Annotated in this window: 20 protein-coding genes; 11 read left to right on the top strand and 9 right to left on the bottom strand. The window is 60.4% G+C overall.

Features of this window, described 5'->3' with window-relative positions; all coding sequences use genetic code 11:
- Positions 1-112: 112 nt before the first annotated feature.
- A complete protein-coding gene (locus tag MchiMG62_RS11475; protein ID WP_221057074.1) occupies positions 113-574 on the bottom strand; it encodes a hypothetical protein in 462 nt (153 codons plus the stop codon).
- Positions 575-671: 97 nt separating this feature from the next.
- Between MchiMG62_RS11475 and MchiMG62_RS11470 the strand changes: the two genes are divergently transcribed.
- The 7 genes from MchiMG62_RS11470 to MchiMG62_RS11440 all read left to right on the top strand — a co-directional run bounded on the left by MchiMG62_RS11470 (position 672) and on the right by MchiMG62_RS11440 (position 10691).
- Complete coding sequence (locus MchiMG62_RS11470) at positions 672-1271, top strand: restriction endonuclease subunit S domain-containing protein (RefSeq protein WP_221057073.1); 600 nt, start codon at positions 672-674, stop codon at positions 1269-1271.
- A 34-nt stretch (positions 1272-1305) separates the two neighbouring features.
- A complete protein-coding gene (locus tag MchiMG62_RS11465; RefSeq protein ID WP_221057072.1) occupies positions 1306-2787 on the top strand; it encodes a type I restriction-modification system subunit M in 1482 nt (493 codons plus the stop codon).
- Between the two features lie 100 nt (positions 2788-2887).
- Positions 2888-3754, top strand: coding sequence for a DNA damage-inducible protein D (dinD, locus tag MchiMG62_RS11460; protein ID WP_221057071.1), 867 nt, complete (start codon positions 2888-2890; stop codon positions 3752-3754).
- Entirely contained in the window at positions 3744-5633 is a 1890-nt protein-coding gene (locus MchiMG62_RS11455) for an SIR2 family protein (RefSeq protein WP_221057070.1), read from the top strand. The genes dinD and MchiMG62_RS11455 overlap by 11 nt, the downstream gene beginning before the upstream one ends.
- Entirely contained in the window at positions 5633-7015 is a 1383-nt protein-coding gene (locus tag MchiMG62_RS11450; RefSeq protein ID WP_221057069.1) for a restriction endonuclease subunit S, read from the top strand. The genes MchiMG62_RS11455 and MchiMG62_RS11450 overlap by 1 nt, the downstream gene beginning before the upstream one ends.
- A complete protein-coding gene (locus tag MchiMG62_RS11445) occupies positions 7012-9969 on the top strand; it encodes a type I restriction endonuclease subunit R (protein WP_221057068.1) in 2958 nt (985 codons plus the stop codon). Before MchiMG62_RS11450 ends, MchiMG62_RS11445 begins: the two co-directional genes overlap by 4 nt.
- The gene (locus tag MchiMG62_RS11440) at positions 9966-10691 is read left to right on the top strand and encodes a M48 family metallopeptidase (protein ID WP_221057067.1); all 726 of its coding nucleotides are present in this window, start codon (positions 9966-9968) and stop codon (positions 10689-10691) included. Before MchiMG62_RS11445 ends, MchiMG62_RS11440 begins: the two co-directional genes overlap by 4 nt.
- A 30-nt stretch (positions 10692-10721) precedes the next feature.
- Here the strand turns inward: MchiMG62_RS11440 and MchiMG62_RS11435 are convergent, their stop codons facing one another.
- Both MchiMG62_RS11435 and cfbC read right to left on the bottom strand, forming a co-directional pair.
- Complete coding sequence (locus MchiMG62_RS11435) at positions 10722-11720, bottom strand: nitrogenase component 1 (RefSeq protein WP_244987703.1); 999 nt, start codon at positions 11718-11720, stop codon at positions 10722-10724.
- A 28-nt stretch (positions 11721-11748) separates the two neighbouring features.
- A complete protein-coding gene (gene cfbC / locus MchiMG62_RS11430; protein ID WP_221057065.1) occupies positions 11749-12567 on the bottom strand; it encodes a Ni-sirohydrochlorin a,c-diamide reductive cyclase ATP-dependent reductase subunit in 819 nt (272 codons plus the stop codon).
- Positions 12568-12795: 228 nt separating this feature from the next.
- Between cfbC and MchiMG62_RS11425 the strand changes: the two genes are divergently transcribed.
- On the top strand, positions 12796-13416 hold the full coding sequence (locus MchiMG62_RS11425; RefSeq protein ID WP_221057064.1) for a hypothetical protein: 621 nt from the start codon (positions 12796-12798) through the stop codon (positions 13414-13416).
- Positions 13417-13618: 202 nt separating this feature from the next.
- On the opposite strand, the gene MchiMG62_RS11420 is transcribed toward MchiMG62_RS11425, so the two are convergent.
- From MchiMG62_RS11420 to nfi, 4 genes are all read right to left on the bottom strand, one after another.
- Complete coding sequence (locus MchiMG62_RS11420) at positions 13619-15076, bottom strand: TrkH family potassium uptake protein (RefSeq protein ID WP_221057063.1); 1458 nt, start codon at positions 15074-15076, stop codon at positions 13619-13621.
- 110 nt (positions 15077-15186) lie between these two features.
- A complete protein-coding gene (locus tag MchiMG62_RS11415; protein ID WP_221057062.1) occupies positions 15187-16179 on the bottom strand; it encodes a phosphoribulokinase in 993 nt (330 codons plus the stop codon).
- Positions 16180-16280: 101 nt separating this feature from the next.
- Complete coding sequence (locus MchiMG62_RS11410; protein ID WP_221057061.1) at positions 16281-17471, bottom strand: FprA family A-type flavoprotein; 1191 nt, start codon at positions 17469-17471, stop codon at positions 16281-16283.
- A 159-nt stretch (positions 17472-17630) separates the two neighbouring features.
- Complete coding sequence (gene nfi, locus MchiMG62_RS11405) at positions 17631-18341, bottom strand: deoxyribonuclease V (RefSeq protein WP_221057060.1); 711 nt, start codon at positions 18339-18341, stop codon at positions 17631-17633.
- Between the two features lie 87 nt (positions 18342-18428).
- Here nfi and MchiMG62_RS11400 point away from each other — a divergent pair, with 87 nt between their 5' ends.
- From MchiMG62_RS11400 to MchiMG62_RS11390, 3 genes are all read left to right on the top strand, one after another.
- Positions 18429-19385: a slipin family protein gene (locus MchiMG62_RS11400; RefSeq protein ID WP_221057059.1), complete on the top strand. Its 957-nt coding sequence runs from the start codon at positions 18429-18431 to the stop codon at positions 19383-19385.
- Positions 19386-19478: 93 nt separating this feature from the next.
- A complete protein-coding gene (locus MchiMG62_RS11395) occupies positions 19479-19676 on the top strand; it encodes a rubredoxin (protein ID WP_221057058.1) in 198 nt (65 codons plus the stop codon).
- Positions 19657-21276: a thiamine pyrophosphate-binding protein gene (locus MchiMG62_RS11390; RefSeq protein ID WP_221057057.1), complete on the top strand. Its 1620-nt coding sequence runs from the start codon at positions 19657-19659 to the stop codon at positions 21274-21276. The genes MchiMG62_RS11395 and MchiMG62_RS11390 overlap by 20 nt, the downstream gene beginning before the upstream one ends.
- A gap of 355 nt (positions 21277-21631) precedes the next feature.
- Here the strand turns inward: MchiMG62_RS11390 and MchiMG62_RS11385 are convergent, their stop codons facing one another.
- The gene (locus MchiMG62_RS11385; RefSeq protein WP_221057056.1) at positions 21632-22375 is read right to left on the bottom strand and encodes an MIP/aquaporin family protein; all 744 of its coding nucleotides are present in this window, start codon (positions 22373-22375) and stop codon (positions 21632-21634) included.
- A 69-nt stretch (positions 22376-22444) separates the two neighbouring features.
- Positions 22445-22654, bottom strand: coding sequence for a DUF2180 family protein (locus tag MchiMG62_RS11380; RefSeq protein WP_221057055.1), 210 nt, complete (start codon positions 22652-22654; stop codon positions 22445-22447).
- Positions 22655-22658 lie beyond the last annotated feature (4 nt).

Here is a 22658-nt window from a genome sequence, read left to right as displayed (position 1 = left end):
CGAAAATTGTGAACTTGTCCTCGACAAGATTCTCCTCTTACCGAGACCTAACCCAAAGGTCGGTGATGGCAGTACACAATCTCTGACGTAGATAAGTTGCTTCCTGTCATCATCAGGTTTTGGGTTCCGGTGTACTGAATCCAAACATGAGATTGGGAGGCTCAAGACTCCTCTCCAAGCAGAGAAATGAATGAAAGTCAAACTGCAACCACTCCGGGGTAAGAGAGCCCGATTCATCGCAACTTTCGGTGGATATGGTACGTGTTGGGAAAGGGGCGTAATGCGAAGATCCGCCCATCTTCGGAATATCTGGGACGCGAACGGTAAGTATTTCACCGGCCATGCTTGGGTCAACCACACTCCTGGATTCGATGTGGTTGGAGAGCTCCAGGAGGGTGACGTTATAGAATTCACCGCTCAAGTAGACGAATATTTCCAGGTCTCTCGAGTACAGAGGATCTTCGATCTTCCAGTTCGAACACCCACCACTGGTTGTCAGCTGGGATCCCCGATGAACATCCGAAAACTCGGGCACATTCCGACCTCTGATCATGGAGTAAAGCATGATGCTCATCTGCCCCTGTTTTTTGTCGGCACCGGGTTGAACAGATACGAGAGTTTTGCTCCCCCGCACAGGACATGACTATATGCACTCTATGCACTCCGCAAACATGGACTCCAAGGCACGACGTGGTGCAGTGGTAGTTCCCCTCAAATCTCTTCTGGAGACAAAGATCACGGGGTTATCTTCGTACTATCTAAAACCAGATAAGGGCGATCCTACCGTTGACATACCTCTTGTCAATATGGGCGATATTGTTGACGGCGCTATCAACGCTGGAACGGTCAAAAAGGCAACGGTCAGAAGAACCGGGAAATTAGAGAGCGACACTATCTTGCCTGGTGATGTTATCCTTACTCTTCGTGCCCAACCCTTCCGTGCCGCGATCGCAGGTCCGGATGTTGCCGGTGCGGCACTCAGCGCTAATCTTGTAGGACTGCGATGCTCGGACCTGATTAAACCGGAAATTCTTGCGGCCTGGTTCAATAGTTCTGCAGGCCAGCGCGTCCTTGTTCCACGAGCCGGTATATCCACTCTGGTAGGCATCTCCCTTAAAGAGTTGTTGCAGGTAGAGGTTCCGGTACCTCCCCGTGAGCAACAGGATCTCTTGAGCAGGTATATTGCACTGGCAACCGAGCATACCAGGATTCTCAAAGAAGAGCAGAAACTCCTGGATTCTATTGTTGACTCAATGATAAATTCCCTTTAATGTGATGACAATGGCGGCAATTATATTCGAAGAAATGAAAAAGAAGGCCTGGGAGGCAGCGGATATCCTCCGTGGCTCCATCAGTTCGGCTGATTACAAAGACTATATTCTGGGGATGCTCTTCCTGAAGCGCCTCTCCGATGTATTTGAAGAGGAAGCGGAGCGGGTCGAGCGCGAGACGGGGGATCACGATCTTGCCTGGAACGATCCCGATGAACATCTGTATTATCTCCCCGAAGGATGCCTGTGGAAGGACATTCAGAAGCTTACCCAGAAGATCGGTGACTCCCTGAACACGATCACGCAGAAGATTGAGGATCAGAATCCGGTGATGGAAAAAGTTCTCGGGAACATCGATTTCAACTCGTACAAACTCGGTGATCTCAAGCAGCGGGATACCAACCTGTCTGCGCTTATCAGGAATTTCTCTGCAATCCCGATGAGGAACGCCGACCTCGAAAGCCCGGATATGCTCGGAGATGTCTACATGTATCTCATCGAGCGGTTTGCCGACGATGGCGGGAAGAAGGGGGGAGAGTTCTTCACGCCCTATCAGGTCGCTGCTCTGCTGGCCCGGATCCTCGACCCGAAGGAGGGCATGCGCATTCACGACCCGTGTTGCGGGTCGGGTGGCGCAGTGATCCAGTGCGCGAGGCTCGTGAAGGAGGAAGGGGGCAACCCGGCAAACCTCACCCTGACCGGGCAGGAGAAGAACATCGGAACCTGGGGTCTTTGTAAGATGAACATGCTCCTCCACGGTTACATCGATGCCGATATCAGGGCTGGGGACACGATCCGGGAGCCGCAGTTCTTGCTTGACAACCACCTTATGCAGTTTGACCGGGTTATCAGCAATCCACCGTTCTCGCTCGACAAGTGGGGCCAGGAGATGGCGGAGAAAGATCCGTTCGGCAGGTTCGGCTACGGCATACCCCCGGCGACGAAAGGGGACTGGGCCTTTGTGCTCCACATGATCAATATCCTCAACGAGACCGGGAAACTTGCAGTCATCGTGCCGCATGGAGTGCTCTTCCGCGGCGGTGCCGAGGGGAGGATCCGGACGAACGTCCTCAAGGATGACCTGGTGGAGGCGGTGATCGGGCTTGCGCCGAATCTCTTCTTCGGCACATCGATCCCGGCCGGGGTTCTGATCGTCAACAAGGACAAGCCCGCCGAGCGGAAGGAGAAGGTCCTCTTCATCGAGGCCTCGGCGGAGTTCCAGGAGGGGAAGAACCAGAACTGCCTGCGCCGGGAGGACGTCGAGAAGATCGTGACGGCCTACCGGGATTACCAGGATATAGAGAAGTTCTGCCGGGTTGTTCCGATGGAGGAGATCGCGGAGAATGACTACAACCTGAACATCACCCGCTACGTGGACACGACGCCCGAGGAAGAGGTTGTGGATGTCGCGGCGGTTGCCAGAGAACTGCACGACCTGCGGGAGCGCCGGGCAGTGGTTGAGGCGGAGATGGACCGGTACCTGGAGGAACTGGGCTATACGGGGCGGTCGGCGTGAGCGAGGAGATGCCGGGTGCGGCTAACCGTATTGTGGCCCGGATACTCGATCCTGAGGCAAATATTCGGGAATTCCGAATTGTTCGGCGTGGAGACTTCCGATGAAACCCGAAGTTGTGCACCGGCTTCACCGACATTTCGAGGATTACGTCCACGATGCGGGCGGGGTCGAGTTCTGGTATGCCCGGGACCTTCAGGTGTTGCTGGGTTACAAGGAGTGGCGGAATTTCGTCAAAGTTGTTGTAAAGGCTAAAGAATCCTGCCAAACTACGAAACACGAGATTTCAGACCATTTTGTTGACGTCAACAAAATGGTTTCCCTCGGGTCGGGGTCGGAGCGGGAGATCTCTGACATCATGCTGACCCGGTATGCCTGTTACCTCATCGCCCAGAACGGGGATCCCAGGAAAGAGGAGATCGCGTTTGCCCAGAGTTACTTCGCCGTGCAGACCCGCAAGCAGGAGCTCATCGAGGAGCACATCCATCTCACCGAACGCCTGAAAGCCCGGGAACGGCTGCGAGAATCAGAGTCCGAACTTTCGCGGAATATCTACGAGCGCGGCGTGGATGAGGCAGGGTTCGGGCGGATCCGCAGCAGAGGTGATATGGCGCTTTTCGGCGGATATACCACCCAGGCGATGAAGGAGCGGCTTGGGACGCCCCAAAATCGTCCCCTTGCTGATTTCCTCCCGACGGTGACGATCACGGCGAAGAACCTCGCCACCGAGATCACGAACTTCAACGTGGCTAAAGAGGATCTCCAGGGCGAGCGTGCGATCACGGACGAACATGTCCAGAATAACACAGATGTCAGAGACCTCCTCGTGCGGCGCGGGATCAAGCCCGAGTCCCTCCCTCCGGAGGAGGACCTGAAGAAACTCGAACGACGGACGAGGTCGCAGGAGAAGAAGATCGCCAGCACTGCTGGACAGCTGACTGGCGCGGAGACGACCGACGATGAACACTGATGCTGTTGTGCCGGTCGCATACGCGATGCAGGCCTCCCCGAAACGCTACGCCCTGTTGCTTGGGGCGGGGATCTCGGTTGCTGCGGCCCTTCCGACGGCAAGCGATGTCTCCGGAAATATGATCCTTGCCGTCGCCGAAGGGCGGGGCGAGAAGGTGGAGAGAGGGGAGAATAATGAGGTCTGTCTTGCGTGGTTCGAGGAGGCGTTTGGGGAACCTGCGACATTCCAGCACCTCATGAAGGAACTCGGGATTTCCGAGGCGAACCGGAAAGACGGGCTGAAGAAGTTCATTTATCGGACCGACGTGAACGGCGGTCCCGCACCTGGAACCCCTACCGAGGCTCACCGCGTCATTGCGAGGCTGGTGAAGTCCGGAAGGATCTCCCTCATCATCACCACGAATTTCGACACGCTGATGGAGGAGGCGCTGAAGGCGGAGACGGTTCCCTACGAGGTCATCACCGAGGAGTCGGACGTCAGGCAGATGTCGGTGTTCCCGGACCGGTGCCGGGTCCTGAAGGTCAACGGCGATTTCGAGCGGGGGACGCTCCGGATCACCCCGGAAGACCTCAGGGAGTATCCTCCGGCGATGGAGGACTACCTGAGACGGATCTTCGGGGAGTACGGCCTCGTGACCTGCGGATGGTCCGGGAATTACGACACACACCTCGTAGAGATCCTCTGCGCTACGGATACTCCTCGCCGGTATCCGGTCTTCTGGTGCCGGAGGAATGGGGGGAGCGACCCCTCCGAGGTGTGCAAGTCCCTCTTACCGAACGGGATCGATATCGACAACGCGGACGAGTTCTTCACGACGCTCGAAGCGATCATTGAGAGGTTTGCGCGGTTTGAGCCGAGGACTACTCTCACCGCCGCTGCGGCGGTGAGGAAAGTTCGTGATGCACTGCGGGATCCCCGGCCAGACCTGATCTTATCTGATCTTATTAATACTGAAACGGATAGGATTTATCAAGAGCTCGCCTCCGGCAATTATCTCCCAGAAAACGGTAGCAGTATCATTGCGCAAGACTTCTTCGGAGAGGCACTCGAAAAATTCGAGAGATTTACAGCTCCGCTGGCCGCAATGACGGCCATGGTCGCCTACTATGACGACGGAGAGAACGCCGACCTGATAGCGGATGCCATCGAGCGGTTGATCAACATACCCTGTCCAGAACCGAAGGGAGGTTTTAGGATCCGGGGGATGTATGGCACAAAGTTCTATGACGCTCTGTTTGGTCTCCGGCGTTATCCCGCGTTGCTAGTCATCTACGCCTCAGGTATCGCAGCTGTGAAAAAAGGGCATTTAAGCACACTGGAGGCGATTCTTACACGACCAAAGATCAAGACATATATCAACATCTCGCTGCAAAGGGTGCCTTACTATGATGAGGTAAATATCTGGTTTACAATGGCCTGTGATTCAGTCTGGTTCTTGAGCTATAACCAGAAGCGATATGGAGAGGCGGGCAATGTCCATGACTACCTGTATCGGACTGTTCAATCAATCATCCAGCCCATCATGCCAAACGAACACGCGTATGATGGGGCTTTTGATACTTTCGAGTATCTCTATGGACTCTCGTACCTTCGCCTGGCATCCTCTCCGCTGGAGGGAAAAAGTGCCGCTAACCCACCTCTCCCCTTACTCTCGCGGGTATGGGTCAAAACAGTTGGATTTGGCGGTAAAGGAAAATATGCATTTCCTGAGCAGGTTATTTTTTACCTGCGGAACATTCAAAAAAAGGCAGAGGGAACGGACTTCTTCGGTGGGGACCTTCAGAAATTTGAGAGACAGAATAGGGCATTTGCCGATCTCTTCGGGATACAGGCGCCCAAGACGGGGATCGAATTACCGATCCCGGGGGATTTATTATAATGTTCCATGCATCGCTGCCCGAAGGCTACAAGCAGACAGAGATCGGCGCGATCCCGGAGGAGTGGAAAGTTGTTAAATTTTCCCAAGTCTGCAAAAAAGCCATCAACGGAGGGACTCCTTCCACGAAGATCCCGGAATACTGGAAAGGAAGAATACCGTGGATAACTGGTGCTGATGTGATCGATCAGAAGATAAGCAAGGTTCGCAGGTATATCACACCAGAAGCCGTCGAAAATAGTGCAACTCATGTGATCCCTAAAGGGATGTTGTTACTGGTGACCCGGACCGGTGTAGGTAAAGTGGCAATTGCACCCTTCGATGTTGCCATCAGCCAAGATCTGACAGGTATCATCCCCACTGACAACATCTGTGTGAAGTATTTATTCTGGATCTTCAGTGGAGTGAACGGGCATTTTCTCAACATGAATCAGGGCACGTCCATCAATGGCATTACAAGAAGCGATCTGATGAACTTCGTCCTTTCCCTCCCCCCTCTCCCAGAACAAAACCGTATCACCACCATCCTCTGCACCGTCGACGCCGCCATCGCCGCCACCGAAGAGGTCATCGCAAAAACCGAAGAACTGAAGCGCGGCCTCATGCAGGATCTCCTCGCGAAGGGCATTGACGAGGACGGGAGGGTGCGGTCCGAGGAGACACATGAGTTCTGTGAGATGCAGAAAATGCGAGTGCCGGTGGGGTGGGAAGTTGCTCAGTTGAAAGATGTGATCTCCGAAAAACTGCAAAGCGGATACTCCGGATACGAGACTGGCGAGAGTGACGGAATAAGAGCACTAACACTTACCGCGGTGACAGAAAACAGGATAGACGTCAGCAATACAAAGTACATCAAAGCGGACCATGAACGAGTGAAGGATCTCTTCATCAGAAGAAATGACATTTTCATCGAGCGGTCAAACACGTTAGCATTGGTCGGTCTTGCTGCACTATACGAAGGGGACGAACCCTTTGCTATCTACCCGGATCTCCTGGTCCGGGCAAGAGCAAACCGCGAGATGATCTTACCAAAGATTCTCCTCGAAAGCATACTGCATCCCAGGAGTCGGACATATTTCCGGCGCTCTGCGAAGGGAACCTCCGGAAGCATGAAGAAGATCGACCAGAAGATTATCGGAAATTTGTATCTGCCTCTCCCTCCCCTCCCCGAACAGCACCGCATCGCTACCGTCCTCTCCACCGTCGACCGCGACCTCGCTGCCGAGCGCGCCCACCGCGCCCACCTCCTGACCCTCAAGAAGGGCCTGATGCAGGATCTCCTCACCGGGCGGAAGCGAGTTTCCCTCAACGGCACTGGTGGGGCGGCCTGCCCCAATCACGAAAGCGTAGCCACGCGTGCTCCTCCCCCGGAGGACCGCCCATGACCCGCGATCCCAAGGAACTGACGGAGGTCGAGAACCCGGCTGTCGAGGTGCTCACCCGCCACCTTGGCTGGACCGAACGTACGGCCCGCGAGGCCGACGCCCTCCGGCCCTCGCGTAAAGAGCCCGTCCTCGTCGGCCTCCTCAAGGAGAAGATCCGGGACCTCAACCCCTGGATCTCGGAGGAGAACATCGATCGGGCTGTCTACCAGCTCACCAGCATCCCGGCCGCCTCCGTTCTCGAAGCCAACGAGAAGATCCATGTCATGCTCGACCTCGGCACCACTGTCCTGCAGGACCTCGGCGACGGCTGGGGTGAGCGAAGCCGGACCATCCGGCTCATCGACTACGATACGATCGAGAACAACGACTTTACCGTCGTCAGGCAGTATTCCATCGAACACTACACCGAATGCATCCCGGACATCGTCCTCTTCGTCAACGGCATCCCCATCGGCGTCGTCGAGTGCAAGAGCCCCTACATAGTCCGGGCGATGGCCGAGGCTCTCAAACAGCTCAGCCGCTACCAGGAGAACGGCTCCGGGTTCAGGAACCAGGGCTGCCCGCAGCTCTTCAGGACCGCCCAGTTCCTCATCGCCACACATGGCACGATCGCTAGATTCGGGACGAACTACACTCCTCTGCGCCACTGGGCGGAGTGGAAAGACCCCTGGCCGTTGACCCTTGAGGACCTCACCCTCACCCTCGGCAGGCTCCCCACCTCCCAGGACGCTCTGCTCTTCGGCACCTGCTCGAAGAACAATCTCCTCGATCTCATCCAGAACTGCATTGTCTTCGAGCGCGAAGACGGCCGGGTGGTCAAGAAGGTGGCCAAGTACCCGCAGTTCCGGGCTACCAACAAGATCCTCGCGCAGGTCACCGCCCCTGAGCGCAGGGGCGGCTTCGTCTGGCATTGGCAGGGGAGCGGCAAGAGTCTCACCATGGAGTTCACCGCCGTCAAGCTCCGGCGGAACAGAGCCCTCGCCAACCCGACCATCGTCGTCGTCACCGACAGGACCGATCTCGACCAGCAGATCCACGGCACCTTCCTCCACTGCGGTTTCCCCAATCCCGTCAACGCGGCGAGCGCCGCCGACCTCAAGGAGACCCTCTCCCGCCCCGTCGGCCAGACCGTCATGACCACCATCCAGAAGTTCCAGGACGCCGCTGAAGTCTACCCAACCCTCACCGAGGAAAGGAACATCTTTGTCCTCGTCGACGAGGCACACCGCAGCCAGTACACCATCCTCGCTGCCAACATGCGCAAGGCCCTCCCGAACGCCTGCTTCATCGGGTTCACCGGCACCCCCATCTCCCAGAAGAAGCGTGACACCTTCGCCGAGTTCGGCCCCTGCATCGACCGGTACGACCACCGGCAGTCGGTCAAAGACGGGATCACCGTCCCTATCTACTACGAAGGCAGGATGTCGAAGCTCTCCATCGCCGGGAACAACCTCAAAGATCTTTCAGAGCGCCTCTTTGCCGGCTACTCCGAGGAACAGCGGGCAGAATTCATGAGGAGGTATGTCACCAAAACAGCCATCGCCATCGCCCCGGAACGGATTAGGCGGATCAGTGAGGACCTGCTTGAACATTACCGGACCCGGATCGAGCCGAACGGTTTCAAGGCCCAGATAGTTGTCCCTAACCGGCTCGGGGCTGTACGGTATAAGGAGGCGCTCGACGCCCTTGGTAGGCACGACTCTGCAGTCCTCATCTCCAAGATGCACAACGACGAGGAGCACTACAGACCCTATCACACCTCCAGGACAGAGGAACAGGAGATCATCCGCCGGTATAAAGAGGAGGACGACCCGAAGATCATTATCGTCTGCGATAAACTCCTCACCGGCTTCGACGCCCCTCGAGAGCAGGTGATGTACCTCGACAGCCCCCTCAAAGAGCATACTCTCCTCCAGGCCATGGGCCGGGTGAACCGCCGGTATAAAGGCAAAAGTTACGGCCTTGTGGTCGATTACTGGGGTCTTGGCGGCGCTCTCCGGGATGCTCTCAGCATGTACGACGACAACGACATCGAGGGCATGGTCCACACCGACTTCAAGAGGGAGATCCTCCCCCACCTCCAGGCAGCCCACCGTGCCGCCATAAACTTCTTTGCACCCGTGCCGAGAGTAAGTCGGAAGGACGACTACAAACAGGCCTGCATCCTCTACCTTAAACCTGAGGACTACCGGATCGCCTTTGATCAGGTATTCAAGCAGTTCTCGCAGTATCTCGACATGCTCCTCCCCGACCCCGAAGCGTTGCGCTATGTGTCTGACCTCAGATGGCTCGCCGACATCCGCATTGGGGCGCGGAACATGTTCAGCGAGGACGAGGATCCCATTGAAGATGTTGGGGCAAAGGTGCGGACGTTCATCGACGAGCACGTCCGGGCAGATGGTGTCATCAGCGTTTTCGAGCCGGTATCCATCTATTCGACAGACTTTAAGGTCGAAGTCGGAAGGCTCAGTTCGGATGATGCCAAGGCGAGCATGATCGAACATGCTGTCAAACGGGAGATCCATCTTAAACTCGAAGATGACCCGATCTTTTACGAGTCTTTGCTGGACCGCCTGAACAGGATATTACAGGAGTATGAACAGCAGCGGATCAGCAGCGCAGAACGCCTCGCCCGCCTCACTGCAGTCCTCGACGATGCCAGGAACCCGCAACGGCACGCCGGAACCCTTGGCCTCGACCCTGAAGTCGCACCCTTCTATCTGGTGATGGCAGCGGAAATCGAGAATCCAGAGCGTTTCAAAGAGGCAGCGTCGGATATCTGCGCGGTTGTCAGGGAGCACACAGTGATCGACTGGCAGCAGAAAGAGAATACCAAGCGAGTGATGCGCCAGAATGTCAAGAGAGTGCTCCGATCGGTTGGATACCCGCAGGACAAGATCCAGGATATGGCGGTCCGCCTCATCGAATTAGCCGCACGGAGGTATCGGGGATGACCGGGACCGGAGCTGTACTGTTCGGGACAACAACGATCTGGTATACCGTCTCGTTCAGCCCCCGGCGAAAGAAGGCGGCGATTGCGGTCTACCCGGATACAAGTGTGGCCGTGACGGTCCCGACCGGCACGACTCAGGACTCGGTGCGCGAACTCGTCCAGAAAAAGGCTCCTTGGATCCTGGAACAGATCGGGGGCTTTGAGCACCTCGCTATGCTCGACGCCACGAAGAGGTATGTCAGCGGTGAGACATTTCTCTACCTGGGACGGCAGTATCGACTGAAGATCGCCGTCAGGGGGGAGGAATTGTCTGTAAAACTTGTGGGTGGGTATTTTGAGGTGACGATACCTGATGACGTGTGCCCTGAGGTTGACCCGGTCAGGCATGCTCTCTGCGCCTGGTACAAAGAGCACGCCCTGCAGAAAGCGCGTGAGGCGGTGCGAGTCTATGCTCAACGACTTCGTCTTGATCCCCCGAAGGTAACAATCCGGCGCCAGTTGAAACGATGGGGGAGTTGCACGAAAGACGGTGCGCTCAACATCAATTTCCTGATTATCATGGCGCCCATGTCCCAGGTGGAGTATGTGGTGGCCCATGAGCTCTGCCATCTTCGGCACAAGGATCATTCCGCTGAGTTCTGGGACCTTCTCAGATTGTTAATGCCGGACTATGAGATCCGAAAGGAGAAGTTGCGGAAGGAAGGATGGAGGTATGTGCTGTGAGTGCTCAAGATCTCGCTTGAAATTGTTGTCTCATCCCCGCCGCTTCTCCCGGATCAGCACGCGCCACCGGTGCAGCATCCGCCGGAGGCCGGCGGTTCCGACAGGCGCCGGGTAGGGGAGGGGGATCGCCGCCCCTTCCGGGTCGACGGCGAGATCGAGGGCTTCGGCGCACTCGGTGCAGATGCCCTCCGCGCCCGGATCGCCCCTGAGCATGGGGTGGGGGGACTGGAAGCATACCCGGCTCCCGGCGATATCGTCGAACCGGGAGAGCATCTCTCCCTGGTGGGCCCGTTCCTCCTCGACGGCGGCGGTGGCGTCGATGCCGCAGATCCGGCCGACCTCTTCGAGGAACCGGCACGTTCCGGTAAGGCCCGCCGGGAACGAGTCCACGTACGGCGTGCCGAGCCTCCGCTCGAGGTCTTCGCCGACCGGCCGGAGCGCCGGTTCCCGGAGGATGTTCACGGCGGCCGATCCGAGCCGCCCGATATCCCGCGTCTCGATCCCCCGCACGAACCGGAGGTTGACCGCTATCCCGAGCCGGGAGAGAAGGCGCACGATCTCGGCCGCGTTCTCCTCGACGCCGTACTCCAGGTTCTTCTCGCCGATCAGGTTTGCCGAGAGGGTTTTTTCATCCGCAGGACCGGCAAGCGATGCGACGGAGGAGAGGGCGTTCGTCACCCCCGTCTCGAAGACCCCGCCGAGGAACCCGGCGGTCGGCACGGGGATCACCGGAACGCCCCGACGTTTCGCGCAGATCGCCGCGACGTCGTCCCCGATCGTCTCGACGATGCAGGTCGAGAGGACGAAGACGGCGGCGGGCGAGAGCGAGAGCGCTTGCGCGACGGTCTCCTCCAGCGCGTCTTCGCCCCCGAAGATGATGCCGTTCTCCGTTAAGCGGGTGGAGAGGAGGCGGGGGACCTCGAGCCGGTCGTTCGCGAGGTGGGTGGCGTGCAGGAGCGAGAAGTTGTGGTGTGTGCACCCCGCCGGGCCGTGGATGACAGAGAGGGCGTCCCGTACCTCTGTCGTCACCGAGAGCGCCCCGGTCAGGGTACACCCCTCAAACCTGGACGAATTCGAGGGCGAAGGATTCGAGTTCATCCATCTCGAGGGGTGTGGGGATGCTCGTCGTCTCGTTGCCGCTGATCGTGCGTGCGAGTTCCTGGTAGACTGCGGCCTGGTCGGATTCGGGGGCGTACTCGACGACCGTCTGCTTCTGCAGTTCCGCGATCTGCACCACCCGGTCGCGGGGAATGTAGGCGATGAGCCGGGAGTTGATCCGGCGGGCGAACTCCTCCACGAGTTCCTGCTCGCCCTCGATGTTCTTTGCGTTGCAGATGACGCCCCCGAGCGTGCACCTGCTCCGCACCCGGCGCGAGAGGCGCGCAATGGCTTTTGCGATGTTGTTTGCCGCGTAGATGGACATCAACTCGCCGGAGGTGACCAGGTAGATCTCCTGGGCGTATCCCTCGCGCATCGGCATCGCAAACCCGCCGCAGACGACATCACCGAGGACGTCGTAGACGATCACGTCGCCCTTGAGGGCGTCCAGGCGTTCGAGGAGCTGGAACGTCGCGATGATCCCCCGGCCGGCGCACCCGATCCCGGGCTCGGGCCCTCCGGCCTCCACGCAGCGCACGCCGCGAAAGCCCTGGTAGACCACGTCGTCGACGGTGATGTTCTCGTCTCCGCGCTCCCGGATGAGGTCGAGGACGGTCGGGATCCAGGTCCCGTGCATCAGCATGCGAGTGCTGTCGTGCTTCGGATCGCAGCCGATCTGCAGGATATCGAGTTTCTCTCCCGCGAGTGCTGCCGATAGGTTCGCTGCAGTGGTGGATTTCCCGATTCCCCCCTTCCCGTAGAGGGCGATCTGTTTCATTGGATCTACTATGCGCTTGCATGGGTAATTAGGTGTCGGATGCGGTTCCTGTTACGGAACTATATATGCTTTATTGTGGGCTGATTGACGGCTCCGCAGGCCCCTTCTCCCCGAGCCTTTCTTCTCCCGGTCGATTTTAATAATCAGATATTTATAATTCGTTTTTTAAAACTGGAAAAGTATATAATGAACGATTTGAAACTCTTGTCAGGCAGAGGGAAACGAACCATGGACCCACGATTCCGATCACGGTTGGTTGCGGCGACGATTCTCATTTTCGTCGTCTGTTCGGTCTTCTCGGTGAGCCCGGTTGCCGGTTTCCGTCTGGAGAACAGGGATGGGAGCGGCACCGAAGCTGCACTTGCGGAGGCCCTGGTGCTGCAGCAGAGCACCAAAATCCGGGAAGAGTTCATCGAGAACCTCACCGTCTACATCGACAGCAGGAACGAAGTGTTCAAGCGGGAGGGTGTATCCGGGGACGTGAGCGGGGTCTACGTCCCCGAGGAGAACGCCGTCTACATCCGGTCGGACAGGGATCCGGCGCGAGCCGACGAGGTCTTTGTCCAGCAGGTGGGCTACCGCGTCTACCACACGATGGGGCTTGGCGAGAGCAAGGCGTTTGCGGCGCTTGCCGAAGACCCGGGCACCTACCTGGCCCGGATCACCGCACCTCCCGGGGAGGAGCGAGAGGCGGCAATCTTCGCCGAGGCCTTCATGCTCTACCACACCTCCCCGGAGGTCCTGAAGAAGTACGCTCCTGAGGTTCACACCTACATGGACCTGCTCGTCAAGAACGGTGGGGACAGGGCGGCGGTCGACGACCTGTACCTTCATCACCAGCCGGAGTAATCCGGCCGATTCTTTTTTTTCGCGATCGGGGGGGCCGGGTCGGTTGACCTGACAGCAAGGTCCATTTCTGCAGGTCCGGTGTCGGGTGCCGAAGTTAGCGAATTACTGAGCGTACAGACGTTTCACACTATTTTGGAATCAACAATGAAAAAATCAGGGCAACCCCGGGTTCCGGTTACCCTTACTCCCGGCAGCGACCCCCTCAATCGGACCTCTTGAGGAGGCCCATGACGAGCATGATCACCGGAATGACCTCGAGACGCCCGATCCACATGATCAGGATGAAGAGGAGTTTTCCCGAATCGGCCATCTCGGGCGAGACGAATCCTGTGGATATGCCGTTGTTGCACATCGCGGAGACGACCTCGAAGATCACGTTGCTCGAATCGAACGATGTCGGCTGCAGGTGCATCACCAGTATCGTGGCGACGAAGATGATCAAAAAATAGAGCATGATCGTCAGCATGTTCCGGGAGACCTCGAGGTCGGCGATGTTCTTCGGGATCACCCTGCCGTCGTACTTGAAGGGCACGAGCACCTTCCCGGAGACGAACATCCGCCGGAACCACCAGACCAGGCTCTGGAACCCGAGGACAACCCGGGAGAGTTTGATACCGCCGGCGGTGCTCCCGGATGCTCCGCCGATCACCATCAGCATCGCGAGGAAGAGGATGGTCACGCTCGCCCACTCGTTCGGGGAGGCGACCTGAAACCCGGTGCTGGTGGCTGCAGCGGCCGACATGAAGAGTGCATGGCGGATGGCCGTCGGGAGGTCGGTCGCGGTGAGCGTGACGAGGTCCCACGTTATCACGACGATCCCGAGCGCGACGAGCATGAAGAGGAGGCGTGCCTGCTGGTCGCCGAAGAACTGCACGCCTTTCTGGCGGTAGAGAAGATAGTAGAGCTTGAACGGGAGGGCGCCTGCGATCATGACCGGGACGATGAGGACCTCGAGCAGCGGGTTGTTGTAGAACGGGATCCCTCCCGAGTGGACGGAGAATCCGCCGGTGGAGATGGCGACGAGGGCGATGTTCACCGCGTCCCAGACCGGCACTCCCGAGAGCAGGATGAGGCCGATCGATGCCGCGGTCAGCACCAGGTAGATCTTCCACATCTCGAACCCCGTCGCGACGACGCTCGGCATCAGCGCTTCCGAACGGCCTTCCGATCGGTAGAGGCGGAACTGGGTCAGCCCGGTCCTCGAGGCCATCGCGACGGTGAAGGCGACGATCCCGATACCGCCGAGCCACTGCATCAGCGACCGCCAGAAGAGGAGTGTCCGCGGCAGGTCGTCGACCGACCGCATCATCGTCAGGCCCGTATCCGTCCACCCGGACATCGCCTCGAAGACGGCGTCGAGGTACGAGACGCCGAGCCCGAGGCAGAACGGGAGTGCGCTCACCAGCGCGATGGCGAGCCAGATCAGAGCGACCGCCATGAGCGCGGTGGATAGGGGCGCCTCGCGGTCCTCGCGGGGCACCCGGAGAAGAACCGTACCGAGGATAGCGAGGACGGCCGGGACGGAGGCCATGGGCAGGATCATCTCCCACTCCCCGTAGATCACCGCCACGGCAAGCGGCAGCACCGTGACGACGCTCATGTACCTGAAGATGCTGCCGATGTCCTGTGCGATGATCGAGAACTGCTCGATCCTATCCATCGTTACACATCCGCCGGGCGCTCTTATCTACTTTATCCTGCGCGGAATTCCATTTTTAGAGGCCGTAGTGGAGGTAAAATCAACCGCGGCCACAATCGGACTCGTTTTTTTCAGCTCCCCGTCTCTCCGCTCCCGGCCGCTCCCGGCGCGGTCTCGACGAAGATGCGCCGGTTGATGATCCGCCAGGCGAGGATGAGCTGGGCCATATCCCCGGCCGTCAGGTAGTCGCTGCCCTGGCTGAGATCGATGGGCTCCACCTGCGTCTGGATTTCGATGTTACGCTCCAGTTTTCGCGCGACGGTGTCGTTCAACTCTCCGTCGAACGTGAGCGCCCCCATTGCCTTCCCGCCGATGTCCTCGACGGTGAACTCGACCATGAAGTCGCGCTCGGAGAGCGAGAGGAGCCCGAAGAGGTCGATGGAGAGGTCGACGTCGCCGATGCTCTGTTCGAGCCTGCTCTGGCAGAGGGTGACGCGGTAGACGTTACGCTCCTCGCTCACGTCCCTGCCGTACTTCGAGAAGGCGATCCGGATGACCGCATCCGCAAACAGGCATTGCGGCGCGACGTACCGCTCGTAGTCGGGTTTGCGCTCCTCCATCTCCCGGAGGACGGCCTCGACCGAGTAGCCTCGCCGCTCCACGTCGCGCTTGATCTTCCAGGCACGCTTGACGTCGGGGTCCGGGTCGACGTAGAGTTTGAAGTCGATCAGGTCCCGGAGCGTCCTGCTGATGAACGGGTGCAGCCCTTCAAGGATCAGGATCTTCGTGGGACTGAAGGGCACCGGGGGATCGAACTGCCCGTTGTCGTGGTTGTAGACCGGTTTCTCGATAGCCCTTCCCGCCTTCAGTTCGGCGAGGTGCTCCTCCAAGAGGTCGAACCGGTTCGCCTCGGGAGCGAGCGGGGTCAGCCCGAGAACTTTGCGTTCCCGGCGATCGTACCTGTGGTAATCGTCGATGGTGATGGTGGAGACGAGGTCGTCCCCGAAGATCTCCCGGATCGCCCGGGTGAAGGTGGTCTTTCCGGATCCGCTGTCTCCCGCGACGCCGATGACGAAGACGTAGGGCGACTCGGCAATCACTCTCTTGAAGTCGGATGGGGGCATGGTGCAGCTCGAAGGTTGGTCGGTATCAGAGCGTGTTAAGATTTCGGTGCAGGCCAACCGGTTCGGGAACGGGGCGGCAACCGTGAAAAAGGATGGGATGCCTAGGAGGAGAGGATCCCCGCCTCCTTGTGCATCTTCTGGATCTCGTCGGCGAGCCGGTCGAGCGCCGCGAAGTCCTCCTCCTTCGGGCGGCCCTTGATATAGACCGGTTCGAGCACCTCGACCTTGAGCCGGCCGAGCATGCCCGCCAGGGTATCGACCGTCTTCCCGCCCCAGCCGTAGGACCCGATCACCGAGACATACCGGGTCTTCGGACGAAGGAGGTTCGCGAGGTACGCAGCGTAGACCGCCTGCGGGTGGGGACCGAAGATGAGTGTCGGGGTCCCGATCACGACCGTCGCAGCGTCCACCAGGGCCTTTGCAAGTTCGCCGATGTCGGTCTTCGGGAGGTTGAACGGCTGGACCTCGACACCCCGCTCCATCAGGGCGCCGACGAAGTGGTCGACCATCGCCTGGGTGCTCCCGTGCATGGAGACGTACGGCAGCACCACCGTGTTCTTGACGTCGTCGCCCGTCCAGTCGCGGTAGGCATCCATAATGAACGCCGGCCTGTCATAAACGGGGCCGTGGCTCGGGGCGATCGTGGCGATCTCGCGTGATTCCAGGTTCGCAAGGTGCCCTTTGATGCTTGACCTGAAGGGCATCATGATCTCAGCGTAGTAGCGCTTCGCGGACTCGTAGATCGTCGCCTCATCGGGGACGTAGAGAGAACTCGTCGCGTAGTGCGAGCCGAAGAAGTCGCAGGAGAAGAGGATCTGGTCTTCCTGGAGGTAGGTCAGCATCGTCTCCGGCCAGTGGACCCAGGGAGCGCTGATGAACTCAAGCGTCTTATCTCCGAGGGCGAGCGTATCGCCGTCATCGATGACGATGACCTGATCGGCGGAGATGTGGAGGAGGTCGACCAGGAAATCCCGGCACTTTGCGTTCGTCACCACCTTCGCCCCCCGGAACCGGTCAAGCATCGCCGGTATCGAGCCCGAGTGATCCTGTTCGGCGTGGTTGGCGATGATGTAGTCGATCTTCTCGATGCCGAGCCGGTCCAGGTTTGTCGTGAGGTCCGTAAACTTCGGCGGGTTGACGGTGTCGATCAGTGCCGTCTTCTCGCTGCCCCGCACGAGGTAACTGTTGTAGGAGGTACCATCGGGGGTCGGGATCAACTCATCGAAGAGCCGGAGATCCCAGTCGATGGCCCCGACGGAGAAGACACCCGGCACAATCTCACGCGGGGTCATGCGCTGCCTCCTGCGGAGGCACTCGGGCAGTAATACCGTGTATGTGAGTGGCTTCCTGACATTTTTCACGCTCCATAGACTGCAACCGGCCGCGGTTTTCCACCGTGCCGGTCGGTAAACGCCTATTCAGCCCGAACGCTGATAACGGTTTCGTCTTCCTTACCGGGTGGGGAGGCTGGTCTGTCGTTCGCCCCGGCCCCTCTCCCTCCGGACGGTGTTTGCATAGAGGTGGGCCTGCCGGGTCGGTTCCGGGAGCCGGTAGCCCCGTGCGGCCGAGAGGACGAGGTCGACCGCCTGCACAAGATCGATCCGGTGGCCCACGGAGACGTAGACGGGTTTCACCCGCTCTTTCGTCCGCACCGCCATCCCGATCGTCTCGCCGTCGCGGAGCATCGGGGCGGTCGAACCCCTCTCCACCGCGGGCTCGGCCGCCGTGCCGACGAGGAGACTCTTTGCGACCCCGACGGTGGGGCGGTCCAGGAGGACACCCATGTGGCTTGCGATCCCAAGCCCCCGGGGATGGGCGATCCCCTGCCCGTCGAAGAAGATCACGTCCGGCTCGGAACGCAGTCGCCGGAACGCCTCGATGAGGGCGGGGCCTTCCCGGAAGGTCAGGAGGCCGGGGATGTAGGGAAACGTCGTCACGGTGGCGGCGGAGACCCGCTCGACGACGGTGAGATCGGGGTACCTGAGGGCGACGACGACCGCGTGAATGACGTCGTCGCCTTTCGTGTAGGAGGCATCGGCGCCGGCCACGAGGGATACCTTCCCTGCGTCGCCGGAAGGCCGGACCTGCTTTCGGAGCCTCTCCTGGAGGCGGATCGCCTCTGCTGGGGCCAGGTCGAAGGGGTGGGTCTCTCTGATATCCATGGTCGTCTCCTGCTACCCGAGTATGGGTGGTGTTGTATACCTACTATTATATGCTTGGCGCATGCAGCACACCACGGGTAACATCCTATGAGCCGCAATAACCCGCTTCGTTATGCGATTGCTCTCCTGATCGCGCTCCTCGGAGTGCTGATCGCCTACGCCGCTCTCACGACTCCCGGTCTCTCTCCTCTCCTCTGGGCTGCCGCCGCCGTCGTCCTCGCGGGGGTGGTCGCCGCCGCCTCGATGCAGATCGCCGACCAGTGGGAGAAAGCCCTCGTGCTGCGCCTGGGCCGGTTCTCGGGTCTCAGGGGGCCGGGAGTCTTTGCCATCGTGCCGCTCATCGATACGGTGGCCTACTGGATCGATCTTCGGACGATCACGACGTCGTTTCGGGCGGAGAAGACCCTCACCCGGGACACCGTGCCGGTCGATGTCGAGGCCGTCCTCTTCTGGCGCGTGAGGGACCCGGAGAGGGCGGCGCTGGAGGTCGAGGACTACCGTTCGGCCATCAGCTGGGCGGCGCAGACGGCGCTCCGGGAGGTGATCGGGAAGTCCGATCTCGCAAACATGCTCGAAGGCCGGGAGAGGCTGGACGCGGAGTTGCAGCGGATCATCGACGTCCGGACCGAGCAGTGGGGTATCCACGTCAGTTCTGTTGAGATCCGCGACATCCTGATTCCCCGTGAACTGCAGGACGCGATGTCCATGCAGGCACAGGCGGAGCGGGAGCGGCAGGCCCGGGTGATCCTCGGCGACTCCGAACTGCAGGTCGCAAAGAAGTTCGAGGAGGCGGCGAGAACCTACCAGGACAACCCGACCGCGCTCCATCTCCGGGCGATGAACATGCTCTACGAAGGGCTCAAAGAGAAGGCGACGCTCGTCCTCGTCCCCGCATCGGTGCTCGATACGATGAACCTCGGGACGACGCTCGGTCTCTCGGCACTCGCGAAAAATGTGACGGAAGGCAACGGAGACCGCCGGGGAACCGCGGCCGGCGACGAGACCCCCCGTCCGCCTGCAACGGGAGAGCCCGGGGCCCCCTGACCGGAACCCCCGACCCGGTCACCGACCGGCGAGGCATTTTTATACGTGGAGATTGGGTACGGCCCGGAGAGTCACTCTCGGAGCGTGGATGATATGGCACGATGGGTCTGCAGTGTCTGTGATTACGAGTATGTTGAGGAGGCGGGAGACCCGGCTACCGGGATACCGCCGGGAACGCCCTTCGAGGATCTTCCCGGGGACTGGCGGTGCCCCCGTTGCAGTGCGGGAAAGGAGGCGTTCGTGCGGGCCGGCGAGGAGGAGGTGGAGACGAATGACGAAGACTACCTCTGAAGAGGGCGCCATGACCGTGGCCGACGTGCTGGTCGCGGAGCTCGCGGCCTGGGGGATCACCCTCTACTTCGGTATCCCCGGTTCATCGTCGCTCCCGCTCGTGGACGCGGTCAGGAGGAACCCGGACGCACGGTATATCGTCGTCCGGCACGAGCAGACCGCGGCCCTCGCCGCCTCGGCCTACAACAAGTTCACGGGGAAGGTCGCCGTTTGCCTGACCATCGCCGGGCCGGGGGCGACGAACCTCGCCACCGGCCTCTACGATGCGAAGGAGGATCGGGCGAGCGTGCTCTCCCTGAACGGGCAGGTGCAGGCGCAGTACGCCGGCCCCGGCGGCGTCCAGGAGATCGACCAGGATGCGTTCTTCCGTCCGATTGCGGTCTTCAACAACACCGTCGCCGACCCGTCGACGGCGGTCAAACTCCTGACCCGGGCGCTCCGGTACGCGATCGTCGGCCGCGGCGTCGCCCAGCTCTCTCTCCCGAACGATATCCAGAGAGAGTCGCTCGAACCCGCCTACTGCGAACGCGAGACCTGTCTTGCATCGGTCACGGCGGCCCCGACCGACGAGGCCGTCCGTGCGGCGGCGGAGGCGATCGACGGCGCCGCCCGGCCGGTCATCCTCGCGGGGTTCGGCGCCATGCGTGCGGCGGGAGCAGTCCTCGAGCTTGCAGAGACGATCCGGGCGCCTGTCGTCACCACCTTCAGGGCGAAGGGCATCCTCCCCGACGAGAACGAGTGGGTCGCCGGGGTGCACGGCCCGCTCGGGACGCCGCACGCCCGCACGCTTATTGCACAGTCCGACCTCGTGATCGCCTGCGGGGCGAGTTTCTCCGACTTCACCGGGATCCCCAATGAGAAGCGGGCCGTCCATATCGATATCGATCCGCTCCAGCTCGGCAAGCATCCGCTCGCGGCAGGGGTCTTCGGCGACTGCGCGGTTGCCGTACCGATGATCCGGGAGCGGGTCCGGCCGCGGGAGGATACGGGGGCCCGGGCGTGGCTCGCGGAGCAAAAACGGGAGTGGTTTCGCCACCTCGACCGGGAGGCCGACCCGAAGGCTGTCCCGATCCGCCCGCCCTACATCATGAAAGTTCTCTCCGAGACCCTTCCGGAGGACGCGGTCATCTCCCTCGACGTCGGGGAGAACCAGTGGTGGTTCGGGAGGAACTTCCGGATGAAGCGGCAGCGGTTCGCGATGTCGGGCTACCTCGGGACGATGGGGTTCGGGCTCCCCGGGGCGATTGCGGCGAAACTGGCCTACCCCGATGCGACCGTCGTCTGCATCACCGGGGACGGAGGGTTCTCCATGGTCATGGCCGACTTCGTCACGGCGGTCAGGTACGACCTTCCCGTCGTCGTGGCTGTCCTGAACAACCACCAGCTTGCGATGATCCGGGAGGAGCAGCGTGAGGCGAATTATCCGCCCTACGGCGTCGAACTCACGAATCCCGACTTCGCGGCGTATGCGGAGGCCTGCGGCGGCGCCGGGATACGGGTGGCCCGGCCGCAGGATCTCGCAGACGCCGTCCTCCGGGCGGTGCGGATGAACAAGCCCGTCGTCATCGATATCGAGACCGATCCGGTGCGGTTCGGGTAGGGGCTGTCCCCCCGATCCCCGGCGGGCCCGAGTGGGGCACGGCACGCCGTTCACCCGAAATCTATAAGTATCGTGCAGGGGAAGGAGGAGCCGAGGGTAGATGTGAACACCCCGGTCACGGCTGCGCATCCTGCGATGCCCGTGCCGGGAAAGCGCGGATCTCCGGATGTCGATCCGGGTGGGAGCATCGGTATGCCGCTCTTCGCTCCACGCTGAGGGTTCCCGCGAGCCTGTTCATCAAACGGGCGTTCGGGGTAAACTTGGGCGAACCGGATCCGCTCCGGTTCACCGTTCTTCTGATGGCCGCCGGTCGGCCGGAATGTTTAGCCGCTCCAAAAAGAGAGGTAGGGTTGCATCATTCGCCGCAGAGATAGTCGTAGAGGAACGCGGCGAGCAGCGCACCGACGATGGGCCCGATGATGTAGATCGGGAAGAACTCCCAGAGGCTCTGGCCGGCAAGCAGCCAGTCCCCGAGGTAGGGCCCGAACGTACGGGCGGGGTTCAGTGATGCGCCGGTCAGGTTCCCGATCGTCGTGATGATCCCCGCGACCGCGAGACCCACCAGAAGCCCGGCAAAGCCTGGCGTGGCCCGTTCGTCGACGGCGACGCCCATGATGACGAGCATCAAAAGAAACGTCCCGACCGCCTCGATCACGATCGCCTGCAGGTAGCCGATGCCGGGGAAGGGCGTTGTTGCCCCGAGTCCCCCGATCGTGACGGCGTCCGGGCCGACCGCCCAGGCAAAGAGCAGGCTCGCGGCGGCCGCGCCGACGAGTTGTGCGGCGATGTACGGGACGACGTCCCGGCCGGGGAGCCGGCGGGTCGCGAAGAGGGCTATCGTCACCGCTGGGTTGATGTGGCAGCCCGATATCTTCCCGAACGCGTAGATCGACCCGGCGATGGCGATACCGAAGGCGAGTCCTATGGCGAGCCAGTCGCCGAGCCCCCCGAGCGCCCCGATCCCTATGTTGAACGGGGTCGCCGGGGTCGTTCCCGCGGCGAGCATCAGCGTGACGACCGCGGCGCCGGCACCGAAGAAGACGAGGATAAATGTCCCGACGGCTTCGGCGACGCATCGTTTTCCAAGAGATGTGGTCATGATTACACCAGATATACAAGGTACTCCTTTTTAATGGACATCAGCCCAAAAAAGGGCTTGAGAGTGCTCTTACTCCGCATACAGGGCATTGTAGCATGCGGGGCAGAGGATCCGCGGCAGCGGTGTCTTCACCCGTTTGCTGGGGAGCGGGTAGCCGCCCTCCCAGACGTCGACATCCTTCCGGATGGCATGCTCCATGCAGAGCCCCATCCCGCAGACAATGCAGATTGCCACCGCCTCGCTATCCTTTCCCTCAAGGGCGCAGTAGTAGCACTTCATGACC

The organism is Methanoculleus chikugoensis (assembly GCF_019669965.1).
GTDB classification, from domain to species: domain Archaea; phylum Halobacteriota; class Methanomicrobia; order Methanomicrobiales; family Methanoculleaceae; genus Methanoculleus; species Methanoculleus chikugoensis.
Note: the sequence above shows the minus strand (reverse complement) of the source record. Positions and strands in the feature narration are given on the sequence as shown.

Coding starts and splice junctions, on each gene's coding strand:
- MchiMG62_RS11475 (WP_221057074.1), bottom strand. CDS start 574: ATGAGCATCATGCTTTACTCCATGATCAGAGGTCGGAATGTGCCCGAG.
- MchiMG62_RS11470 (WP_221057073.1), top strand. CDS start 672: ATGGACTCCAAGGCACGACGTGGTGCAGTGGTAGTTCCCCTCAAATCT.
- MchiMG62_RS11465 (WP_221057072.1), top strand. CDS start 1,306: ATGAAAAAGAAGGCCTGGGAGGCAGCGGATATCCTCCGTGGCTCCATC.
- dinD (WP_221057071.1), top strand. CDS start 2,888: ATGAAACCCGAAGTTGTGCACCGGCTTCACCGACATTTCGAGGATTAC.
- MchiMG62_RS11455 (WP_221057070.1), top strand. CDS start 3,744: ATGAACACTGATGCTGTTGTGCCGGTCGCATACGCGATGCAGGCCTCC.
- MchiMG62_RS11450 (WP_221057069.1), top strand. CDS start 5,633: ATGTTCCATGCATCGCTGCCCGAAGGCTACAAGCAGACAGAGATCGGC.
- MchiMG62_RS11445 (WP_221057068.1), top strand. CDS start 7,012: ATGACCCGCGATCCCAAGGAACTGACGGAGGTCGAGAACCCGGCTGTC.
- MchiMG62_RS11440 (WP_221057067.1), top strand. CDS start 9,966: ATGACCGGGACCGGAGCTGTACTGTTCGGGACAACAACGATCTGGTAT.
- cfbC (WP_221057065.1), bottom strand. CDS start 12,567: ATGAAACAGATCGCCCTCTACGGGAAGGGGGGAATCGGGAAATCCACC.
- MchiMG62_RS11425 (WP_221057064.1), top strand. CDS start 12,796: ATGGACCCACGATTCCGATCACGGTTGGTTGCGGCGACGATTCTCATT.
- MchiMG62_RS11420 (WP_221057063.1), bottom strand. CDS start 15,076: ATGGATAGGATCGAGCAGTTCTCGATCATCGCACAGGACATCGGCAGC.
- MchiMG62_RS11415 (WP_221057062.1), bottom strand. CDS start 16,179: ATGCCCCCATCCGACTTCAAGAGAGTGATTGCCGAGTCGCCCTACGTC.
- MchiMG62_RS11410 (WP_221057061.1), bottom strand. CDS start 17,471: ATGACCCCGCGTGAGATTGTGCCGGGTGTCTTCTCCGTCGGGGCCATC.
- nfi (WP_221057060.1), bottom strand. CDS start 18,341: ATGGATATCAGAGAGACCCACCCCTTCGACCTGGCCCCAGCAGAGGCG.
- MchiMG62_RS11400 (WP_221057059.1), top strand. CDS start 18,429: ATGAGCCGCAATAACCCGCTTCGTTATGCGATTGCTCTCCTGATCGCG.
- MchiMG62_RS11395 (WP_221057058.1), top strand. CDS start 19,479: ATGGCACGATGGGTCTGCAGTGTCTGTGATTACGAGTATGTTGAGGAG.
- MchiMG62_RS11390 (WP_221057057.1), top strand. CDS start 19,657: ATGACGAAGACTACCTCTGAAGAGGGCGCCATGACCGTGGCCGACGTG.
- MchiMG62_RS11385 (WP_221057056.1), bottom strand. CDS start 22,375: ATGACCACATCTCTTGGAAAACGATGCGTCGCCGAAGCCGTCGGGACA.
- MchiMG62_RS11380 (WP_221057055.1), bottom strand. CDS start 22,654: ATGAAGTGCTACTACTGCGCCCTTGAGGGAAAGGATAGCGAGGCGGTG.